Annotated in this window: 18 protein-coding genes and 3 pseudogenes; 10 read left to right on the forward strand and 11 right to left on the reverse strand. The window is 67.4% G+C overall.

Going from position 1 to position 16,461, the window contains the following annotated elements:
• A pseudogene (locus ACH47Z_RS45975) lies at positions 1-410 on the forward strand (bile acid:sodium symporter family protein); the annotation flags it as partial.
• A 366-nt stretch (positions 411-776) separates the two neighbouring features.
• Here the strand turns inward: ACH47Z_RS45975 and ACH47Z_RS45980 are convergent.
• Both ACH47Z_RS45980 and ACH47Z_RS45985 read right to left on the reverse strand, forming a co-directional pair.
• Positions 777-1,259: a winged helix-turn-helix transcriptional regulator gene (locus ACH47Z_RS45980; protein ID WP_399086259.1), complete on the reverse strand. Its 483-nt coding sequence runs from the start codon at positions 1,257-1,259 to the stop codon at positions 777-779.
• 340 nt (positions 1,260-1,599) lie between these two features.
• A complete protein-coding gene (locus ACH47Z_RS45985) occupies positions 1,600-2,190 on the reverse strand; it encodes a TetR/AcrR family transcriptional regulator (protein WP_399086262.1) in 591 nt (196 codons plus the stop codon).
• 166 nt (positions 2,191-2,356) lie between these two features.
• On the opposite strand from ACH47Z_RS45985, the gene ACH47Z_RS45990 reads away from it, so the two are divergent.
• The 4 genes from ACH47Z_RS45990 to ACH47Z_RS46005 all read left to right on the forward strand — a co-directional run bounded on the left by ACH47Z_RS45990 (position 2,357) and on the right by ACH47Z_RS46005 (position 5,664).
• Entirely contained in the window at positions 2,357-2,986 is a 630-nt protein-coding gene (locus ACH47Z_RS45990) for an isochorismatase family cysteine hydrolase (protein WP_399086264.1), read from the forward strand.
• 95 nt (positions 2,987-3,081) lie between these two features.
• Positions 3,082-4,416, forward strand: a complete 1,335-nt coding sequence (locus tag ACH47Z_RS45995) for an MFS transporter (protein WP_399086267.1) — start codon at positions 3,082-3,084, stop codon at positions 4,414-4,416.
• An 85-nt stretch (positions 4,417-4,501) separates the two neighbouring features.
• Positions 4,502-5,197, forward strand: a complete 696-nt coding sequence (locus tag ACH47Z_RS46000; protein WP_399086270.1) for an SDR family oxidoreductase — start codon at positions 4,502-4,504, stop codon at positions 5,195-5,197.
• A 158-nt stretch (positions 5,198-5,355) separates the two neighbouring features.
• Positions 5,356-5,664 carry a putative quinol monooxygenase gene (locus ACH47Z_RS46005; protein ID WP_399086273.1) on the forward strand — a complete coding sequence of 103 codons (309 nt, stop codon included), beginning with the start codon at positions 5,356-5,358 and terminating at the stop codon, positions 5,662-5,664.
• A gap of 136 nt (positions 5,665-5,800) precedes the next feature.
• On the opposite strand, the gene ACH47Z_RS46010 is transcribed toward ACH47Z_RS46005, so the two are convergent.
• From ACH47Z_RS46010 to ACH47Z_RS46030, 5 genes are all read right to left on the reverse strand, one after another.
• Positions 5,801-6,034 (reverse strand): NAD(P)-dependent oxidoreductase, encoded by a 234-nt coding sequence (locus ACH47Z_RS46010; protein WP_399086306.1) that lies wholly within the window; start codon positions 6,032-6,034, stop codon positions 5,801-5,803.
• Positions 6,035-6,147: 113 nt separating this feature from the next.
• Positions 6,148-6,486 carry a hypothetical protein gene (locus tag ACH47Z_RS46015; RefSeq protein WP_399086276.1) on the reverse strand — a complete coding sequence of 113 codons (339 nt, stop codon included), beginning with the start codon at positions 6,484-6,486 and terminating at the stop codon, positions 6,148-6,150.
• Between the two features lie 410 nt (positions 6,487-6,896).
• Positions 6,897-7,190, reverse strand: a complete 294-nt coding sequence (locus tag ACH47Z_RS46020) for an NAD(P)-dependent oxidoreductase (RefSeq protein ID WP_399086279.1) — start codon at positions 7,188-7,190, stop codon at positions 6,897-6,899.
• Positions 7,191-7,545: 355 nt separating this feature from the next.
• Positions 7,546-7,968 carry a VOC family protein gene (locus ACH47Z_RS46025; protein ID WP_351606378.1) on the reverse strand — a complete coding sequence of 141 codons (423 nt, stop codon included), beginning with the start codon at positions 7,966-7,968 and terminating at the stop codon, positions 7,546-7,548.
• A gap of 78 nt (positions 7,969-8,046) precedes the next feature.
• Positions 8,047-8,889 (reverse strand): NmrA family NAD(P)-binding protein, encoded by an 843-nt coding sequence (locus ACH47Z_RS46030; protein WP_399086283.1) that lies wholly within the window; start codon positions 8,887-8,889, stop codon positions 8,047-8,049.
• 110 nt (positions 8,890-8,999) lie between these two features.
• On the opposite strand from ACH47Z_RS46030, the gene ACH47Z_RS46035 reads away from it, so the two are divergent.
• A complete protein-coding gene (locus ACH47Z_RS46035; RefSeq protein WP_399086286.1) occupies positions 9,000-9,941 on the forward strand; it encodes a cupin domain-containing protein in 942 nt (313 codons plus the stop codon).
• 80 nt (positions 9,942-10,021) lie between these two features.
• Here the strand turns inward: ACH47Z_RS46035 and ACH47Z_RS46040 are convergent, their stop codons facing one another.
• The 4 genes and pseudogenes from ACH47Z_RS46040 to ACH47Z_RS46055 all read right to left on the reverse strand — a co-directional run bounded on the left by ACH47Z_RS46040 (position 10,022) and on the right by ACH47Z_RS46055 (position 13,497).
• On the reverse strand, positions 10,022-10,684 hold the full coding sequence (locus ACH47Z_RS46040) for a cytochrome b/b6 domain-containing protein (RefSeq protein WP_399086289.1): 663 nt from the start codon (positions 10,682-10,684) through the stop codon (positions 10,022-10,024).
• A 33-nt stretch (positions 10,685-10,717) separates the two neighbouring features.
• A pseudogene (locus ACH47Z_RS46045) lies at positions 10,718-10,972 on the reverse strand (oxidoreductase); the annotation flags it as partial.
• Between the two features lie 446 nt (positions 10,973-11,418).
• On the reverse strand, positions 11,419-12,504 hold the full coding sequence (locus ACH47Z_RS46050; RefSeq protein ID WP_399086292.1) for an alpha/beta fold hydrolase: 1,086 nt from the start codon (positions 12,502-12,504) through the stop codon (positions 11,419-11,421).
• A gap of 285 nt (positions 12,505-12,789) precedes the next feature.
• Positions 12,790-13,497, reverse strand: coding sequence for a maleylpyruvate isomerase family mycothiol-dependent enzyme (locus ACH47Z_RS46055; RefSeq protein WP_399086295.1), 708 nt, complete (start codon positions 13,495-13,497; stop codon positions 12,790-12,792).
• A 434-nt stretch (positions 13,498-13,931) separates the two neighbouring features.
• On the opposite strand from ACH47Z_RS46055, the gene ACH47Z_RS46060 reads away from it, so the two are divergent.
• From ACH47Z_RS46060 to ACH47Z_RS46075, 4 genes and pseudogenes are all read left to right on the forward strand, one after another.
• Complete coding sequence (locus ACH47Z_RS46060) at positions 13,932-14,762, forward strand: enoyl-CoA hydratase/isomerase family protein (RefSeq protein ID WP_399086298.1); 831 nt, start codon at positions 13,932-13,934, stop codon at positions 14,760-14,762.
• A gap of 195 nt (positions 14,763-14,957) precedes the next feature.
• Positions 14,958-15,050: pseudogene (locus ACH47Z_RS46065) on the forward strand (transcriptional regulator); the annotation flags it as partial.
• 79 nt (positions 15,051-15,129) lie between these two features.
• A complete protein-coding gene (locus ACH47Z_RS46070; protein WP_399086300.1) occupies positions 15,130-15,648 on the forward strand; it encodes a hypothetical protein in 519 nt (172 codons plus the stop codon).
• A gap of 364 nt (positions 15,649-16,012) precedes the next feature.
• On the forward strand, positions 16,013-16,461 hold a 449-nt coding region (locus ACH47Z_RS46075), incomplete at its 3' end, for a TetR/AcrR family transcriptional regulator (RefSeq protein WP_399086303.1).

A 16,461-nucleotide genomic window follows, 5' to 3' on the forward strand; every position in this document is an offset into this window, starting at 1 on the left:
TTGCGCGGACTCTCGGCCAGGCGGTACGGATCGTCTCGCTCATCGTGTTGGCGGTGGTCGTCGTCGGTGCGATCCTGCAGAACGCCGAGCAGCTGGGCCGGTCCCTCGGCTCCGTCCTTCCGCTCACGGCGGTGTTCAGCGTCCTGAACCTGGTCATCGGCTACTGGGTTCCCCGCCTGGCCCGCGTCGAGCGGCCCCAGGCAGTCGCCTCGTCGATGGAGATCGGCATCCATAACGGTGCGCTCGCCGTCACCATCGCCCTCAGCCCCGCATTGCTGAACATGCCGGCCGCCGCGGTGACACCCGCGATCTACAGCCTCGTCGCCTTCATCACCGCGGCGGTGGCAGCCTCCCTGCTCGCCCGGCGGTCCCGCCCACTCCCCGTAATGGAACCGGCGAGCAGCACCTGACCGCCGCGTGAGGGGCCGTGGAGGTGTGGCCCGGCGCAACGGTGGTGTTCTCCTGCATCAGGGACCGCCACTCGCCTCCGAACCGGGTGATCACGGCCCGTGAGCTTCCGGCGCATCGGGCAGTCTGTGGACCTGATCGACACGGGACGGTTCGGAGGAAGGCGCGCATCACTGGGCCGCGCCCGCGCCAGCTGGAACGTTGAAACTCCGCGCCATGGTCCGCCGGCGCGGAGTCACCGATCCCAAGTGCTTCCAAGCCGCAACCGTGAACAACGGCAGAATGGGGTTCCGCACCTCGGCCGCGACAGAGATCACTCCCTAACCACCTTGCAACCGGGCAGAATTGGGCAACCAAGTCCTACGCCATCAGGCGCCGGGCCCCGTATTCATCACGAACGTCACGCCTTCGGCGGGCAACTCGTGGCCGTCGTCGTCGAGGAACCCGACCCGCACGGCCTGACCGGTGGAACGCATTCGCCGCAGAGAGGAGGGTCCAGACGGGCGAGGGCGGTGGTGGTCGCCCCACTGCTGGAGAGCCGCCAGCACGAGTTGCAGCTCCTGCCCAGCCGGAGTCAGGTGGTAGCTCAGCCGATGCCGACTGCCCGGCTCCTGGTACGTCCGCGTGCGCAACACACCGGCCTCGCTGAGAAGCTTGAGCCTGTCACTGAGCAGGTTCGGCGCGATGCCGAGGGACGACTGGATTTCGGCGAACCTGTGCTTGCCCGCGAAGATGTCGCGTAGGACCAGCAGAGTCCAACGCTCGCCAAGCACTTGCAGGCTGCGCTCGATGGAGCAGGCCGGCGAATCGTCCGTGGGACCGGACACCTTCCTCGTCGATGGCACTGCCACCCCGCCTTCCACATCTCTGCCGGATCCTCACGCATGCCACGCGACCGCATGGCATGACCGAATTGTATACCTGAGTATCGGATCACTATCCAGTGTGCCGCTTGACCGTCCAGAACAACCACTGGCCTGAGACCGGCGTGACGGCGGGACGACGCGCAGGGTGAGTCCGGCTCCGCCCGCACAATGATCGCGGCCCACGCGGCCGGTGGCCACCTCCCCCGCGGGACCGGGGGCGCCCCGCTGCCGTCACCGAGCGGGACACCTCACCACATACGGAACGTCGCTCGTGACGCGCACGGCATCGACGCCGCGCGTCGGGGCAAGCCCACCGGCACACGCGTCAGACGGCAGGGGGCGAGGTCCGTGACCCGCCGTTCTTGAGTAGGCCGGCTACTGTCGCGAGCAGTTCGTCGGAGAGGTTCTTGTCGGCCACGGCCCTGGACATGAGCGTGGCGCCGACCAGGGCACTGAGGGTGAGCATCGCCTCGGCCTGGGCCTCCTCCGAGTCTTCGCTGAGGCCGGCGAGCAGATCCAGGTACGTGCGGACCTGCTTCTCGTAGGCCTCTTTGAAGTGCTGGTCGCCGCGTCCGGCGGCGGCGCCGAGCGTGACCAGGGCGCAGCCGGTGGCCGGCGCGTCGCGGTGCTGCTTCCCGAGGTAGGCGTCGATGAGACCGGCCCTCGGTTCTCGTTCGTTCTTCCGCGCGGCTCTCTCCATTTTCGCCGAGCCCTCGGCCAGGGCTACGGCCGCAGCCTGGGAGATCAGGTCGTCCCGGGATGCGAAGTGTTTGTAGAAGCCGCCGTGTGTCAGCCCCGCCTCCTTCATCAGGTCCGCGATGCCGGGGCGCGTGACGCCCTCCGCGCGGATCTTGCGGGCCGCGATACGCAGTACCCGCTCGCGGGACGCCGCCTTCTCCTTCTGTGAGTGCCCCATGTCGGGTCTTCCTTTCGAGGGAGCGGCTTGCCGCCCACCGGATGGATGACGTCCATCATACACATGAATTGAATCCTGGCTTTGAGCTGCTGATACTTGACTTCGAGGATGATGCGAGTAATCCTGAATCTAGATGTTGTTCATCATCCACATTCGAGGAGAAGCCGTGACCGACACCTACGACCCCAGCCGCACAGCCGTTCTGCTGGTCGACCCCTACAACGACTTCCTTTCCGAGGGCGGCAAGACCTGGCCGCGAGTGGAGCCCGTGGCGAAGGAGGTCGGTCTGCTGGACAACCTGCGTTCCGTGGTCGGCTCCGCCCGCGAGGCCGGCATGCGCGTGGTGTTCGTCCCGCACCGCCGCTGGCAGCCAGGCGACTACGAAACCTGGGACCACCCCAACCCCTCGCAGCGCAAGATCCAGAAGGGGCACCACTTCGCCAGGGGATCCTGGGGCGGGGAGTTCCACCCCGACTTCCGGCCGCAGGCGGCAGATGTCGTCGTCGGGGAGCACTGGGGCTCAAGCGGGTTCGCCAACACCGACCTGGACTTCCAGCTCAAGCAGCACGGCATCACCTACGTGGCGGTCGTCGGCCTGCTGGCGGAAACCTGCGTCGAGGCCACGGCCCGTTTCGCCATGGAACTCGGCTACCACGTGACGCTGGTCCGGGATGCCACAGCGGCCCTCTCCCCCGAGCGAATGCATGCCGCACACGAGCTGACCGGCCCCACCTACGCCCATGCCATCGTCACCACCGCAGAACTCGTCACCGCGTTCCAGGACGCACGGTCGTGAGCCTGATGCCGACCAGGCGACGGCCCGGTGAAGCCGACCCCCCTCGCCTTCCCGATACGCCCGCCCCTGCCCTCCTGGCTGTGCGAGGAGGCGCAATGACCGCACTGTCCACGGCCTCGGGCGTGAAGCGCGGCACCATCGCCGTCTTCGCCACCGCCACCGCCATCACCGTCTCCAACATCTACTTCACCCAGCCGCTTCTCGAATGGATCGCACAGGGGCTGGGCGTCTCCTCCGCTGCGGCGGGCATCGTCGCCACGGCGGGGCAGGTCGGCTACGCGCTGGGCATCGTCGTGATCGTCCCTCTCGCCGACCGCGCACGACTGCGCAGGATCTCGAGCGTTCTGCTCGCCATCACCGCACTGGCGCTGCTCGCAGGAGCACTGGCCCCCTCGATAGCGGTGCTGAGTACGGCGACCTTCGTCCTGTCGGTCACCACCGTGCTCCCGCAGCTCATCATGCCGACCGTCTCCTCGATGGCCGCGCGCGGCCAGGCGGGCCGGGCCCTGGGAGCCGTCGGTACCGGCCTGACCCTGGGAGCGCTGCTCTCCCGTACCGTCTCCGGGGCCCTCGCCGAAGCGACCGGGACGTGGCGCGCCGGCTACTTCGCCGCCGCGGCCGCCACCGCCCTGCTCTTGCTCGTCCTGCCCCGGTACATGCCGGAACAGAGCCCGCACGGCGGCCAGGACAGGATCGGCTACCTGAAGCTGCTGGCGTCCCTGCCGCGGCTCATCGTCGGGCATGCTTCCCTGCGCCTGTCCGCAGTCCTCGGCGCGACGGGATTCGCTGCCTTTTCCGCGTTCTGGGCGACGCTGGCCTTCCATCTGTCCCAGAAGCCCATCGAGCTCGGACCGGCCGCGGCAGGCCTTTTCGGTCTCGGCAGCGTGCCCGGCGCACTGGCCGCCCGCTACTCCGGTCGGCTCACCGACCGCTACGGCCCCGACACCGTCAACACCGTCGGCTTGGCGTCCGCCGGCAATCGCCTTCGTCGTCTTCCTGTTCGCCGGCGACTCCGTGGTGGCCCTCGTGATCGGTTGCAACCTGCTTGGCTACGGCACCACCAGTGCGCAGATAGCCAACCAGACCCGGATCTTCACCGGGCCCGCCGCCCTACGCGCCAGGCTCAACACCGTCTACATCTTCGCCTTGTTCGCCAGCGGCGCGATCGGCTCCAGCATCGGCCTGGCGCTCCTCGAAGCACACGGCTGGACAGTGATGGTCTGGGAGGGGATGGCCTTCCTCGCCGTCGGAGCGCTGTCCCTGACGGTCCATTCCGTCAGGCAACGCCGCACATCCGGGGTGCAGAACTCCGTAGAAACAGGCCCGTGTGTCGCCGTCGGCCGCCCCGTCGGCAAGGGCGGCTGAAGCCCGTGGCGAAGGACGCCGGGCTGCTGGACAACCATCTCGCCGGACCGCGGAAGCATCCTTGACTTTAAGAAGAAAAGTCAGGTGGAATTGCTACCGCCGACGCCAGACCTCGGCCCACGTGCAACACCGAACGGATAGGACATAGACATGCAGATTCAAGGCAAGGCCGCCTTGGTGACGGGCGCCAACCGGGGGATCGGCCAGGCGTTCGCCCGAGTGCTCGCCGAGCACGGCGCCACGGTCTACGCCGCCGCACGCCGCCCCGAACAGATCACCGATCCCGGGGTGGTGCCGATCCAACTGGACGTCACGGACCCTGCCACCATCGCCAGCGCGGTCGAGAGGATCGGCGACCTCTCCATCCTGGTCAACAACGCCGGCACCGCCTTCGCGGCGTCGCCGCTCACCGCGTCGCTGGACGACGCCAGGCGCGAGTTGGAGGTCAACTACCTCGGCACCTGGGCTGTGACCCAGGCCTTCGCTCCGACGCTGTCCCACAACGGCGGCGGCGCCGTCATCAACATGCTGTCCGCCGCATCCTGGCTGGCCCTGGAGCAGGCGCCCGGATACGCAGCGAGCAAGGCAGCGCAGTGGTCGCTGTCCAACGCGATGCGGTTGGCCCTGCGCTCGCAGGGCACCCGCGTGCTCGGTGTGCACGTCGGGTATGTCGACACCGACCTGTCCGCCAATGTCGACCAGCCCAAGATCAGTCCCGAGGAGGTCGCACGAGCCGCGATCAGGGGACTCCTCACCGGCCAGGAGGAAGTGCTCGTCGACGAATTCAGCCGCCAGATCAAGTCCGCGCTGCCCAACGACATCGCCGCGCTGTACTCGACCCGGTGACGGACGGCTGACTCATGAGCGACCTATGATCAAGGCTGTTGGCGGCGCCAGCGGTTGTGGCACGCTACCGTGCCGCCACCAGTGGCGTAGCGGCCGGTGCGGTGCATCATGGGCCCACGTTCACGGCGCGGGAGACCGTCCCGAGACGTTTTGCACGTATGCCCGTTGTCATCGCCCGCCTGATCCCCGCGCCGGGCAAGACCCAAGAGGTGCTCGACGTGTGCCGCGAGCTCGCCCCGCTGGTCCATCAGGAACCGGGATGCAAGCTCTTCGCACTACACACCGATGGCAGGGACGTCTTCATCGTCGAGCACTGGCTCACCTCCGAGGACTTCCGGGCGCACCTGGCCAGCTCGAATCTTCAGCGGATCAGGGACGCGACAAAGCCCCTACTGACCGAACCCAGCGAGATCTGGCCGGTGCAAAGCGTCCCCCTCGGCGACCCCGACAAGGGCGTGATCCACTAGCGACGCACTGTCTGAGCCGTCACAACACGTGTCGATGCAATACCGGCGCGAGACTCCATGCGGCCCCACATGGACCTCGTCGTACACGGCCAGAACAAGTCTTCCACCAGATTCAGAGGCACCCGCCGGCTGTGGCTCAGTGCTGCGTTACAACGTTCTCCAGTGGCTCTCCGTCGGCGAAGCGGCCAATCTGGGAGCACAGCAGCCGCTTGACTCTCGGCAGGAAGGCGGAGGTCTTGTTGCCCATGTGGGGGCCGATGAGCGCCCCCGGAGCATGACATAGCGGGTGGCCCGCGGGCACCGGTTCGGGGTCGGTGACGTCTAGCCCCGTACTTCGCAGGTCGTTGATTCGTATGGACTGTGTCCAGATGGGGTGTCTGGGGCGGTGCTGGTGGCGTTAGCTGGGTGTGTCGATGACTTCCCGGTCCCCGCGGACAAACCCGCTGGCCACAGACCTGAAACGGTGACCTGCGAAGTACGGGACTAGAGACCGTCGCTCGGTGGCCGGACCGATGGTGGTGCTGGTCTGCCGCGCAGGTGGGCGAGACGCGCTCGAGTCCAGTCGATGATCCTGATCCAGTCCAGCTTGATCATCAGGATGATGGCGCCGAGGCCGGTCAGCTGGATGATGATCGTCGACGGTGAGATCTCGCCATAGTCGAAGACGTGGCGAATGGTCTCCTCGGCTGCGGTAGCGGCGGTGACGTAGAGGGTGTAGCTGACGGTGCGACCGATGAGGAAGGCGCCGCAGAGGGGGAGCAGGGGTACGTTCGCCAGACCCGCAGCCATGAACAGCTGCGCCGAGGGCAGCGGCGAGAACACGAACAACGCGACGCCAGCCAGGATGCCGGACTTGGTCCCTGCGAGCGTGTTGCCAAGGGCAGTGAGGTTGGCTCGCCGTTCGGGCGACAGCCGTCCGCCGAGCTTACGGACGCCGAGGGCGAGGGCCAGACGTCCCGCAGTCGCCGCCAGTGCGCCACCGAGGATCAGCGCGGCCGGTGGTATGTCCGGCCAGCGAAAGCGGGCGAACGCGCAGAAACTCGGCAGCGACAGGCAGAGCGCCCAGACGCTTCTCCACCACGGACACCACTGCGCACTGCAGGCGCGGACGCTCAGACCGTGGCCGCGGGGACCGGGAAGTCATCGACACACCCAGCCAACGCCACCAGCACCGCCCCAGACACCCCATCTGGACACAGTCCATACGAATCAACGACCTGCGAAGTACGGGTCTAGCGCGGCACACAGCCGTCCAGCTTCGGCTCGGTGAGCAACGCCTCGGTGTCGACGACGCGGCCGCGCGCGATGTTCACCAGCAGGCTGCCGTTCCACATGCGTGCCAGGAAAGCGGCGTCGACAAGGTGGATGGTGGCGTCCGTGAGGGGCGTGGCCAGGTTCAGCGCGTCGGCGCGTGGGGGCAGGTCGGGTAGGTCAGCAAGGGCCTGAACGGGGCCCAGCGGTGCACTTCGAACGGTTCGTGCGACCCTCAGCACGTCGCACTCGAACGGCGTGAGTATCTGGACCACATCTCGCCCTACCTGACCGACCGCATCCGCCGCTTCGGCGAGTACTCCACCCACGTACTCGGCATCCCACCCGAGGCGTACGCCCCGTCCCTAGATGTCGACTTCAGCCCGCTGCGCGGCGACGGTCCCGGCGCGAACGACTGTGGCCAGGCGGCCTGACCACGCCGCACCCGGCCACTTCTCCAGCGCCACGCTTACGCACGGTCACCAACACGGCCGGCCGACTGGATGTGCATCTCGCCGTACTCGCGTGGCCTTCGCAGCTGGGGCACTCGGAAGTGCAGCCGGAGGTCGAGCAAGTCGGCGCATTTCATCCGGCTGCACTTCTCGCACAAGGTGAGGAGGCAACTACCTGTCAGGCTGGGCGCTTTGGATTGATGGTCTTGTTGACGATCTCAAGTCGGTTGCCGTCGAGGTCAGTGACATTCGCGGCGTAGTATCCGGGGCCGAAGTGCGGACGCGGACCCGCTCCACCGTCATCCTGGCCGCCGGCGGCCAGGGCGGCAGAATACGCAGCGTCTACTTCGGCCGGACTGTCGGCGACGAGGCCGAGGTAGAGGCCGGTCTCACCTGGCTGCCGCTCACGCAGCCAGATGCTGGCACCGACAGCTTTACCCGATCCATAGACTTGATCGCAGAGTCCGAAGAGGCTGGGGACACCCGGAGTGTCCGATTCGTAGGAACCGATCTCTTTCCACCCAAGCGGCTTGAGCGCCGCGAGATAGAAGGCGCTTGAGCGCTTGAGATCGCTCACCGAGATGTACACGTGATCAATCATTGTGGTGTCTCCTTCGGATGTGTCCCGCAGTCAGCGGGCTTGCTTCGTCTCTCGTGCCACCGGGGCGGCGCCGGGCCCTTACGAGGTCCAGACGTGGGCGTTGCGCTCGGCGAACTCGCGGAACGTGGTGGCCGGCCGCCCCGTGACCTTCTCGATGTCGCCGGTGGGCGTGGCTCCGCTGCCCGCGATGATGGCGCCGGTGAGCCAGCGCATCATCACCGCGAAGTCGGCGGGGACACCCGCGGCGAGCGCACCGGAGATCCATGCCTCCTGGTCGATGTCGTGGTAGGCGACGGGGTGGCCACTCACGGCAGCGATAGTGCCCGCGACCTCGCGGAAGGTGAGGGCCTGCGGGCCGGTGAGCGAGTAGGCGGCGCCGGCGTGGGTTTCGGGTGCCAGCAGCGTCTCGGCCGCGACCGCCGCGATGTCGGCCGCATCGACGAAGGCCTCCCTGCCGCCGGCGCTCGGGGCCGTGATCACTCCGCCGATGACCGGGAGGTGGTCGTCGGCGAAGTTCTGCATCACCCATGCGGGGCGCAGGACCGTGTGGGTGATGCCGGGCCGGGAGGCCAGGTCGGCCTCGACGGCCGCGATGTCGATCCCGGCCGGCGCCTGGTCGGCGTTGTGGACGCTCAGATAGGTGACGTGGCGCACGCCGGCCGCCTCGGCGAGGTCCAGGAAGGCGCCGACCTGGTCGGCGTAGCTGACTCGCATGGTAGGTGTCACCAGGTACAGGCGGTCGACGCCGGCCAGGGCGCCGGAGTGGGTGGCCGGGTCGTCCCAGTCGAACCGGACGTCCGCTCCGGTGCGTGCCGCGGTACGGGGAGCGACCCCTCGCTGGGCGAGGCCCTCGGCCAGCAGCGAACCAGTCCGGCCGGTGCCGCCCAGAACGAGTGCGGTGGGGCGTGTTTCGTTGTTCATGACTCCACGCTAGAAGTCCTGAGCAAGACACTCCATGCGCGTTCCGCTCGATTCTTTACGTGATGCTCTCGCGCCTTGACCCTGATACTCCTACTGGCCAAGCTGATCCCATGGACCTGCTGTCTGACCACCTGGTGCGGGCGCGCGCCACCGGCGCGGTGTTCGCGCGGACGGTCGCCGAACCACCGTGGGGACTGCATCTTGGCGGTTCGACACAGCTGTCGGTGCACACCGTCGTCCGTGGCCGCGGCTACCTCTGGCTGGACACCCCCGGCAGCGCCGTGGAGCTCATACCGGGAAGCGTCACGCTGGTGCGCGGCGGGCCGCACCACTACATCGGGAATGAGCCGGGCGCCACATGCCTGGAGCCGGAGGAGTTCCGGGCCCGCCACGCCCGGACGAGCCCCGAGGGCAATCCGCAGGCCACGGTGTTCCTGTGCGGCGCCTACCAGTTCTCCGGCGAGGTCGGCAGCGGGCTACTGGACGCACTGCCCCAGGTTCTGACCCTATCGGCGGCCGACGACGATCCCCTGCGGGACGTGATCACTTTGCTGTCCCGCGAACTGGTCCGGACCGAACTCGCCCAGCAGATCGTCCTGGATCGCCTCCTGGACCTGCTTCTCGTCCTGGCCATCCGCAGCGAATTCCGCCGCAGCACGACCGCGCCCCGCTGGTACCGGGCATCCGCGGACCCGCGCCTTGCCGCCGCGCTACAGGCCATGCACGAAAATGCGGCCCACCCGTGGACGGTCCCCGAACTGGCCGCGATCAGCGGCCTGTCCCGCGCCGCCTTCGCGCGGGTGTTCCGGGAGGCACTCGGTCAGGCCCCCATGCAGTACCTGACCGAATGGCGCATGACCATCGCCCGCGACCACCTGCGCGCCGACGATCTCACCCTGCCCCAGATCGCCGACGCCGTCGGCTACGGCTCACCCTTCGCCTTCGCCGCCGCCTTCCGCCGCCACCACGGAGAACCACCCGGAACCTGGCGGCAGAGGGAACGAGCGACCGCGGAGACACGACTGCTCACCAACACCCACCCCGGCCCATGAGCGTCGCCGGAATTTCCGGTCCTGACAGGCGGCGCCCTGCGGCCGCCTCCCGGCCCTTCGGCCCGAGTTCGTGGACGCCGTCAGTCTCTGCCCACCCACTTGGGATGGTGCCTCGCTGCCCAGGCGAGGTCGACGTACCCCGTCCGCATGCCGCGCCGCGCCTCCGGGTCTCTGCACGCCAGTCGCATGTGCCCGACCACGACGAGACCAATCGTCAACGCCACCCAGTCGTGTACGAAGATCGCGTTTGTGCGCGGGATCGGTGGCAGGAGGTTGGTGAACCACATCAGCAGACCGGTGATCATCATGACCGGTACGGCCCCGGCGATCCACCCGGCGTAGAGCTTCTGCCCGGCGTTGAACTTGCCGGCCGGGCGGGAGCGCGGTGAGGTCCGGCGCTTACGGACAGCCCGCAGCCACCGCCAGTCGTATTCGGCGAAGCGATTGAGTTTGCGCAGATCACGACGGAAATCGGATGAGGTGGGCCCGAGGAGGAATGGTACGGGCAGCAGGATTCCCGTCCACTCATGGACGATGACGAGCAGGTGGCGGCGACCGACGAGCTCGGAGAGGGGCGGGAAGTACAGACAGGCTGCGGTTGCCACGCAGAGCAGCATCAGCCAGCTGGTAGCGCGGTGGGCCAGACGCTGCGCACGACCGAACCGGTGGATGCGGCCAGGGGGCTCAGACCGTGGATGCGCCACTTCTCTTGTCGGCTCCGGGGAGCCAGCCGTCGACGTCATATCCGTTCACCTCCCAGTAGCCGGGCACCCTGGGGCCTGCAGCTCGTCAAGTGCGTAGATTCTGGGGCGGTCGACGAGGCCGTCGACGGTCAACCGGTAGTTCGTCGCGTCCTTGTGCGGCACCGAGTCGGCGACGCTGTAGTAGCGGAAGCCGCCCGGGCTGAGCAGCAGTTCGGTGAGTTTGGTGAGGTCGTACTGCGATGCCACACCGAGCGCGCTGTCCCAGCCCCTTTGAAGGGAGGGCGCGGCGGCGATGCCGGCTGCGCCGATACCGAACGTCGCGAGCATCACGCGTCTGGCTATGGGCGCGCCGGCATCCGGTTCACTGTGCTGGTCAGTCATTTCAGTCATTCCTGTTGGAATACTCGCGGCCCAAGGAAAACAGGCGATGAGCTGGTCGGCAGAGTTCACTGCGGTTAGCCCGCAACGAGTAGCGCGGGTCCCTGCCGGTGCCCGTCATGGGATAGCACCTGCGTTTCATCGAACGCACGCGACTGCGGGACTGTGGGAGCATTTCGCTTAAGACGTGTCTTGCTCTGCTGCGGGTTGGAAGTTGGTTACGGACGAAAGCCTTGGGGTTCAGGTCGCACGCGGTTGCGATCGGGACGTCCGAGGTGCCCGGGCCGGGGAAGTGCACGTGGCCGGCGGGGCCGAGCGGGTCGAGGGCGCGCCCCGCTCGGCCCCGCTGGACGGGGTCATGTGCAGAGAGGCCCGAACCGGTCCTTTACCCCGGATCAGGCGGCGGTGTGCGCTGCGCGGTAGGGGACCAGGAACGGGGTCAGCGCCGCCAGCATCTGCTCGGGTGCCTCTTCGGCGACCCAGTGGCCGGTGTCGGGGATGACCACGGTCTGCACGTCGTGTGCAGCAGCCTTCATGGTGACCCCGGCTCCGTCGGCAATGCTGAGCGCTCCGCCGATTGCCAGGACGGGCATGGTGAGCAAGCCGGACTTCTGGCGTTCCAGGTTCTGCGCGAGCGTGGTGTCGAACGCGCGGTAGAAGCTGAAGCTGCCGCGCAGCGCGTCGCGGTCGGAGGCAAGGGTGCTGATGTAGTAGTCGACGGCGTAGTCGGGCAGCTTCTTCGCAGCGTTGATGTCGAACTCGAAGCCGAAGAAGATGCCTTCCCGTCCTCTGACGAGCAGCTCGTTTATCGTGGCGAGGCGGTTGAAGCCGATGTGCCAGATCCGGTCGTTGAGCCACTCGGGGCCGAAGGCCGGCGGCGAGGTGCTGATGCCCGGGAGGGGCGCCTCGGCGACGACCAGGCGGTCGACCCGCTCCGGGTGGTCGGCGGCAAGGGCGTAGGCGATCGGCATTCCGGTGTCGTGGCCGACGACGGCGAACCGCTGGTGGCCGAGCTCGTCCATCAGGGCGGCCAGGTCGTCGGCGAGGGTGGCGGTGTCGTAGCCGTCCTGGGGCTTGTCGGTCAGGCCGATGCCGCGCTGGTCGACGGCGATGACGGTGAAGTCCTTGGCCAGGGTGGGCATCAGCAGGCGCCAGGCGTACCAGGTCTCGGGCCAGCCGTGGACGAGCAGCAGGGCCGGTCCGTGGCCGCCGATGACCGCGTGCTGGCGGATTCCGTTGGCCTGGATGAACCGGCTGGTGAAGGTGTCGGTGAACCCGGCCGGGAGATTGGGCGCCTGCGAGACGCTGCCGAAGCGGTTCACGCTGCTGCCTGCCGGCCATCCGCGGCGGGATCCCGCCTCGGCTGCCGCAGCCGACTGGGCGGGGAGCACACTGAGGGATCCTGTGGTCGCCGCGGCCGCCGCTGCGACCGAGGTGGCCAGGAATTTCCGCCGGGAGTGCGTCGGCAGTATTTCGAACACGGTAGACCTCTTTGGTTGTTTGGGATGTAAAGGCGAGACGCCGAAGGACGGGTGTGTCTGTCCACTCGGTTCGTCCCGCGATGCGCCTTGCGCCGGGAACAGCAGAATTACGGTGCAGGTCCGGACTTGTTGGGCACAGAATTGTGGAATCCACGAGTCTTGATCTGTCGGCGCCGTTCTCGGACGCGGTCCGGCGGACCGTCGCCCGGTTCTGCGCACACGGCTTCGTGCTCCGGTTCCCCCTTGGGACAGCTGGGGGTGCCGACGACGGAAGAGCAGGGGCGGTCAGAGTGTCAACGTGGCCGTCAGCAGGGCGTTGGCCGCGGCGATGTCACCGCTGATCCATTCCGGGTTTGCGGGCTGCCGCTTCCACAGGGCGAGTAGCAGCTCGGCTGCGGGAGCCTTCACCGTGGCCGCTGCGGGCCCCGAGTCCACCGGCAGGGTCTGCGGCATGTCGCCGGGCTGGATCAGCCAGCTGTGTCCGGTGTCGGTGGTGTGAAGCGCCACGGGTGCCGGCAGCGGCTTCTGCTCGCCGCTGCGCCAGACCCTGGGAACCATCACGGCGAACACCTCGTCGATGCCATCGGCTGCGATCAGCGGATCGACGTGCACGTCAGTGCCGGTGGCCAGCTGGGCATCGACCAGGTGGACCGCCGTGTCCTGGGCAACGCGGCGGAACCAGAGCGCCGCCACCGCGTCTTCGAAGCCGAACGCCCAGGCCGGTGTGGTGGGGGCGGTCTCCTCCAGGGTGCCCAGGATTGCGGCCGCGCCCCCGGCGTACCAGTCGGCGATCTCCTGCCCGGCCGGCGGGGCGAACTGCTCGCCGGGCAACTGCCCGGTCTGCAGCAGGGCCGCCGCGAAGCGGGATGCCTGGCCCAGATGGATGCCCAGGTCGTGCATGCTCCAACTGCCACAGGTGGCCACCGGGGTGGCCGGGTCCGCGATGCGCAGCAGCTGCTCTAGCGCCGCCGCCTCCTTACGCAGGGTGGCCAAATACGTGCCGGTAGCGAGAGGCAACGGAGCGGGGGGCTGATTCACGGTGACCTCCGGTAAGGCGGGACCTGACGACGGCGGTTGCCTCGGCCGCCAGGGAACGAGACCTGCTTTCAGGAAGCGATCGGGTGAACACCGCCCCTGGGACCGGAAGGAAGCATGCACGGGCAGGCTAGTGTTTTGTAAGTCAGATCTTCCTGGTGAGCTCGGCGGCGGACACGGAGGGCAACCTCCGACTCCCCGTTCGGCCCGGCCGAGGTTTCGTTCCGCTACTTCGACACTGGTCAGCCGCGCCCGCAGCCTGCGACCGGCAGGACCAGCGCCAAGCCGCACGGGGTGTCAGATCTCCGCCGCAGACAAGCGCAGTCGATCGATGGCGACCCTTCGTCCGCCAGGATTGACTTTCAAAATTATAGTCAGCTACGTTGCGACGCATGCCAAACGCACAGCAGTTCCACGTGGCCGAAGCATCGCCGTCCTACTGGAAGGTGACCTTCTCCAACGGCCCGATCAACCTCATGGACGTGGACACCATCGAGCAGCTCGGCGCGCTGGTGGACCGCATCGAGCAGGCGCCTGACCTGACCGTGGTCGTCTTCGACAGCGACAACCCCGACTTCTTCATGGCGCACTTCGACTTCCTGGCGGATAAGTCGCGCATAGCCGCCATGAAGCCCGGCCCCACAGGACTCCACCCCTACGCGGACAACTTCATCCGCCTCGGCAGGGTTCCGGCCGTCACGATCTCCGCGATCAAGGGACGCGCCCGGGGAGCGGGAAGTGAGTTCGTGCTGGCAACGGACATCCGTTTCGCCGGACACCGCGCGATCCTGGGGCAGTTCGAGGTCGGCGTCGGGGCCGTGCCCGGCGGAAACGCGACGGGGCACCTGGCCAGGCTGGTGGGCCGAGACCGCGCGATGGAGATCCTGCTCGGGGCCGACGACTTCCCAGCGGAACTGGCGGCAGAATACGGCTACGTCAATCGCGTCCTCCCCGAGGGCGAGCTGGACGATTTCGTCGATGCCTTCGCCCGCCGTATCGCAGGGTTCGACAAGGTCGCCGTAGCCGGAACCAAGGCCCTCATCGACGAGAGCACCCGGATTCCGGACGAAGAGTTCGGATCCGCCCTGTCCACCTACTTCCAAACGGTAGGACGGCCCGTGAACGAACACCGCGTCCGGCGCCTCTTCGAAGGACGCCTGCAGAAGCCGGACGGCATCGAACTCGACCTCGGCAAGCAGGTCGCAGAGAGCAACCGAAACTGACACCTGCAACACAGCGCCCAGAGCGGGACCCGGCCCTCACCAAAGCCGGCGAAGTCCGGCATGAGTGAGCACGCCAGGCGACATGGAAACCACAGCCCGGACAGTGCCTCTCCGAGATCGCCGTAACCAGTCCCGGCCGAGCCCTGGGCAGCCTCCGACCTGGGGTCCGGTCGGCCGACGAGAAGGGAGGAAGGTATGGCATCCGACGAACCGTGGTGCTCCGTACAACGCAGTTCGCAAGTGCTCGGCGAGCGCTGGAGCCTGCTGATCATCCGTGAGATCTTCAGTAGAAGACACCGTTTCACCGAAATCCAGTCGGCACTGGGAGTCGCATCCAACCTCCCTCACCACCCGCTTGAAGAAACTGGTGGACGCTGGAGTTCTGCGAAAGCAGACCTACCAGGAGCCCGGCATCAGAAACCGCATCAGATACCACCTCACACCAGCCGGCGAGGAGCTGCTCATCGTCCTTGCCGCCCTGCCAATGGGGGGAGCGCCACTCCCACGTCCATCCGGACCCACCGTCCTACGCCGCCAACGCTCGTCCGGCCTCTCCGTGCACATTGGCCTCATCTCCGACACCGATGGTCATGAGATCCCCCCTCGCGGATCTCGACATGGTGAGCATTCAGCGTGGCTGACCGTTCCCCTTCTGCGGGTGTTGACACTCCCGATCACGTTGGCCGTGCGGGCGAATCGGCAGATCCGCGCCGGAACAGCAGGTACTGCGACTAAAAAGACCAAGCAGCGTGAACGCGCGACGAAGGGCCTCCGCTCCGTCGGCTGGGCGGGCCAAGCGGTTCCTGTCCGCGTTGAACGGCATCTCCCCGCACGTCCAGCCCCGCCGTCACCTGATGACCGCCACCCGATCGCCGAGCCGAGATGAACATCCGCTTCGCGATCTGGGAGCACATCATCGGCGCGGTTGATCGGCCCACCACAGCCTGAGCAGCGAGTCGGAACCCGGCCGCACCACGCCTCGACGCACCGTCAGACATCCACACAACCGACACGTGACAGCGCCCGAACACGCCCTCACCGTGACCGGCTGCGCCGACAGGCGGACTACCTGGCCCGATGCAGCCTGCTCGGTTCGAAGAGCGTCCTCGGCCGCGAACACTGCCGTCGAGGGCCTTGCGTCACCGCCACCCTCATTGGATAGTGCTCCCTATCGGATAGAAGTATCTATCCGATAGGGAGCACTATCCGGCATCGTCGAGCGTCTTGACGCGAACAGACAGGTGGGATGCATGACACAACGCGTGACGAGGAGACGACGGGAGACGAACGAGCGCCTGCTCGACGCAGCTGAGCAGGCGTTCGCCGAGTGCGGGTTTCACGGGGTTTCGATCGCGGAGCTGTGCGCACGGGCCGGCTACACGACCGGCGCATTCTATTCGAACTATGGCTCCAAGGATGAACTCTTCCTTGCGCTGTTCACTCGACGCTCCGAGATCGTCCTGAAACAGCTGGGTGAGGCGGTGGACCAAGCCGTGCTCTCCGAGCATCCGGTCGCCACGTTCATCGAGCTGGCGAGCGTCGTGGACGAGGAGACCCGTGCCTGGTTCCTCATCTCCACCGAGTTCACTCTCCACGCCATCCGCAACCCCGAGGCGGCCCAAGCGCTCGCCCGCCATGACGCGGCGATCCGGGCGGCAATGGCGGAGTTGCTCGCACCACTCCTCGCGGCCACACCGAG

The organism is Streptomyces sp. NPDC020192, from assembly GCF_044388685.1.
Lineage (GTDB): Bacteria > Actinomycetota > Actinomycetes > Streptomycetales > Streptomycetaceae > Streptomyces.

What these genes read in the sequence shown, in the direction of transcription:
- ACH47Z_RS46035 (WP_399086286.1), top strand. Translation starts at nt 9,000, where the DNA reads ATGGACCTGCTGTCTGACCACCTGGTGCGGGCGCGCGCCACCGGCGCG.
- ACH47Z_RS46040 (WP_399086289.1), bottom strand. Translation starts at nt 10,684, where the DNA reads ATGACGTCGACGGCTGGCTCCCCGGAGCCGACAAGAGAAGTGGCGCAT.
- ACH47Z_RS46025 (WP_351606378.1), bottom strand. Translation starts at nt 7,968, where the DNA reads ATGATTGATCACGTGTACATCTCGGTGAGCGATCTCAAGCGCTCAAGC.
- ACH47Z_RS45985 (WP_399086262.1), bottom strand. Translation starts at nt 2,190, where the DNA reads ATGGGGCACTCACAGAAGGAGAAGGCGGCGTCCCGCGAGCGGGTACTG.
- ACH47Z_RS46000 (WP_399086270.1), top strand. Translation starts at nt 4,502, where the DNA reads ATGCAGATTCAAGGCAAGGCCGCCTTGGTGACGGGCGCCAACCGGGGG.
- ACH47Z_RS45995 (WP_399086267.1), top strand. Translation starts at nt 3,082, where the DNA reads ATGACCGCACTGTCCACGGCCTCGGGCGTGAAGCGCGGCACCATCGCC.
- ACH47Z_RS46030 (WP_399086283.1), bottom strand. Translation starts at nt 8,889, where the DNA reads ATGAACAACGAAACACGCCCCACCGCACTCGTTCTGGGCGGCACCGGC.
- ACH47Z_RS46005 (WP_399086273.1), top strand. Translation starts at nt 5,356, where the DNA reads ATGCCCGTTGTCATCGCCCGCCTGATCCCCGCGCCGGGCAAGACCCAA.
- ACH47Z_RS46060 (WP_399086298.1), top strand. Translation starts at nt 13,932, where the DNA reads ATGCCAAACGCACAGCAGTTCCACGTGGCCGAAGCATCGCCGTCCTAC.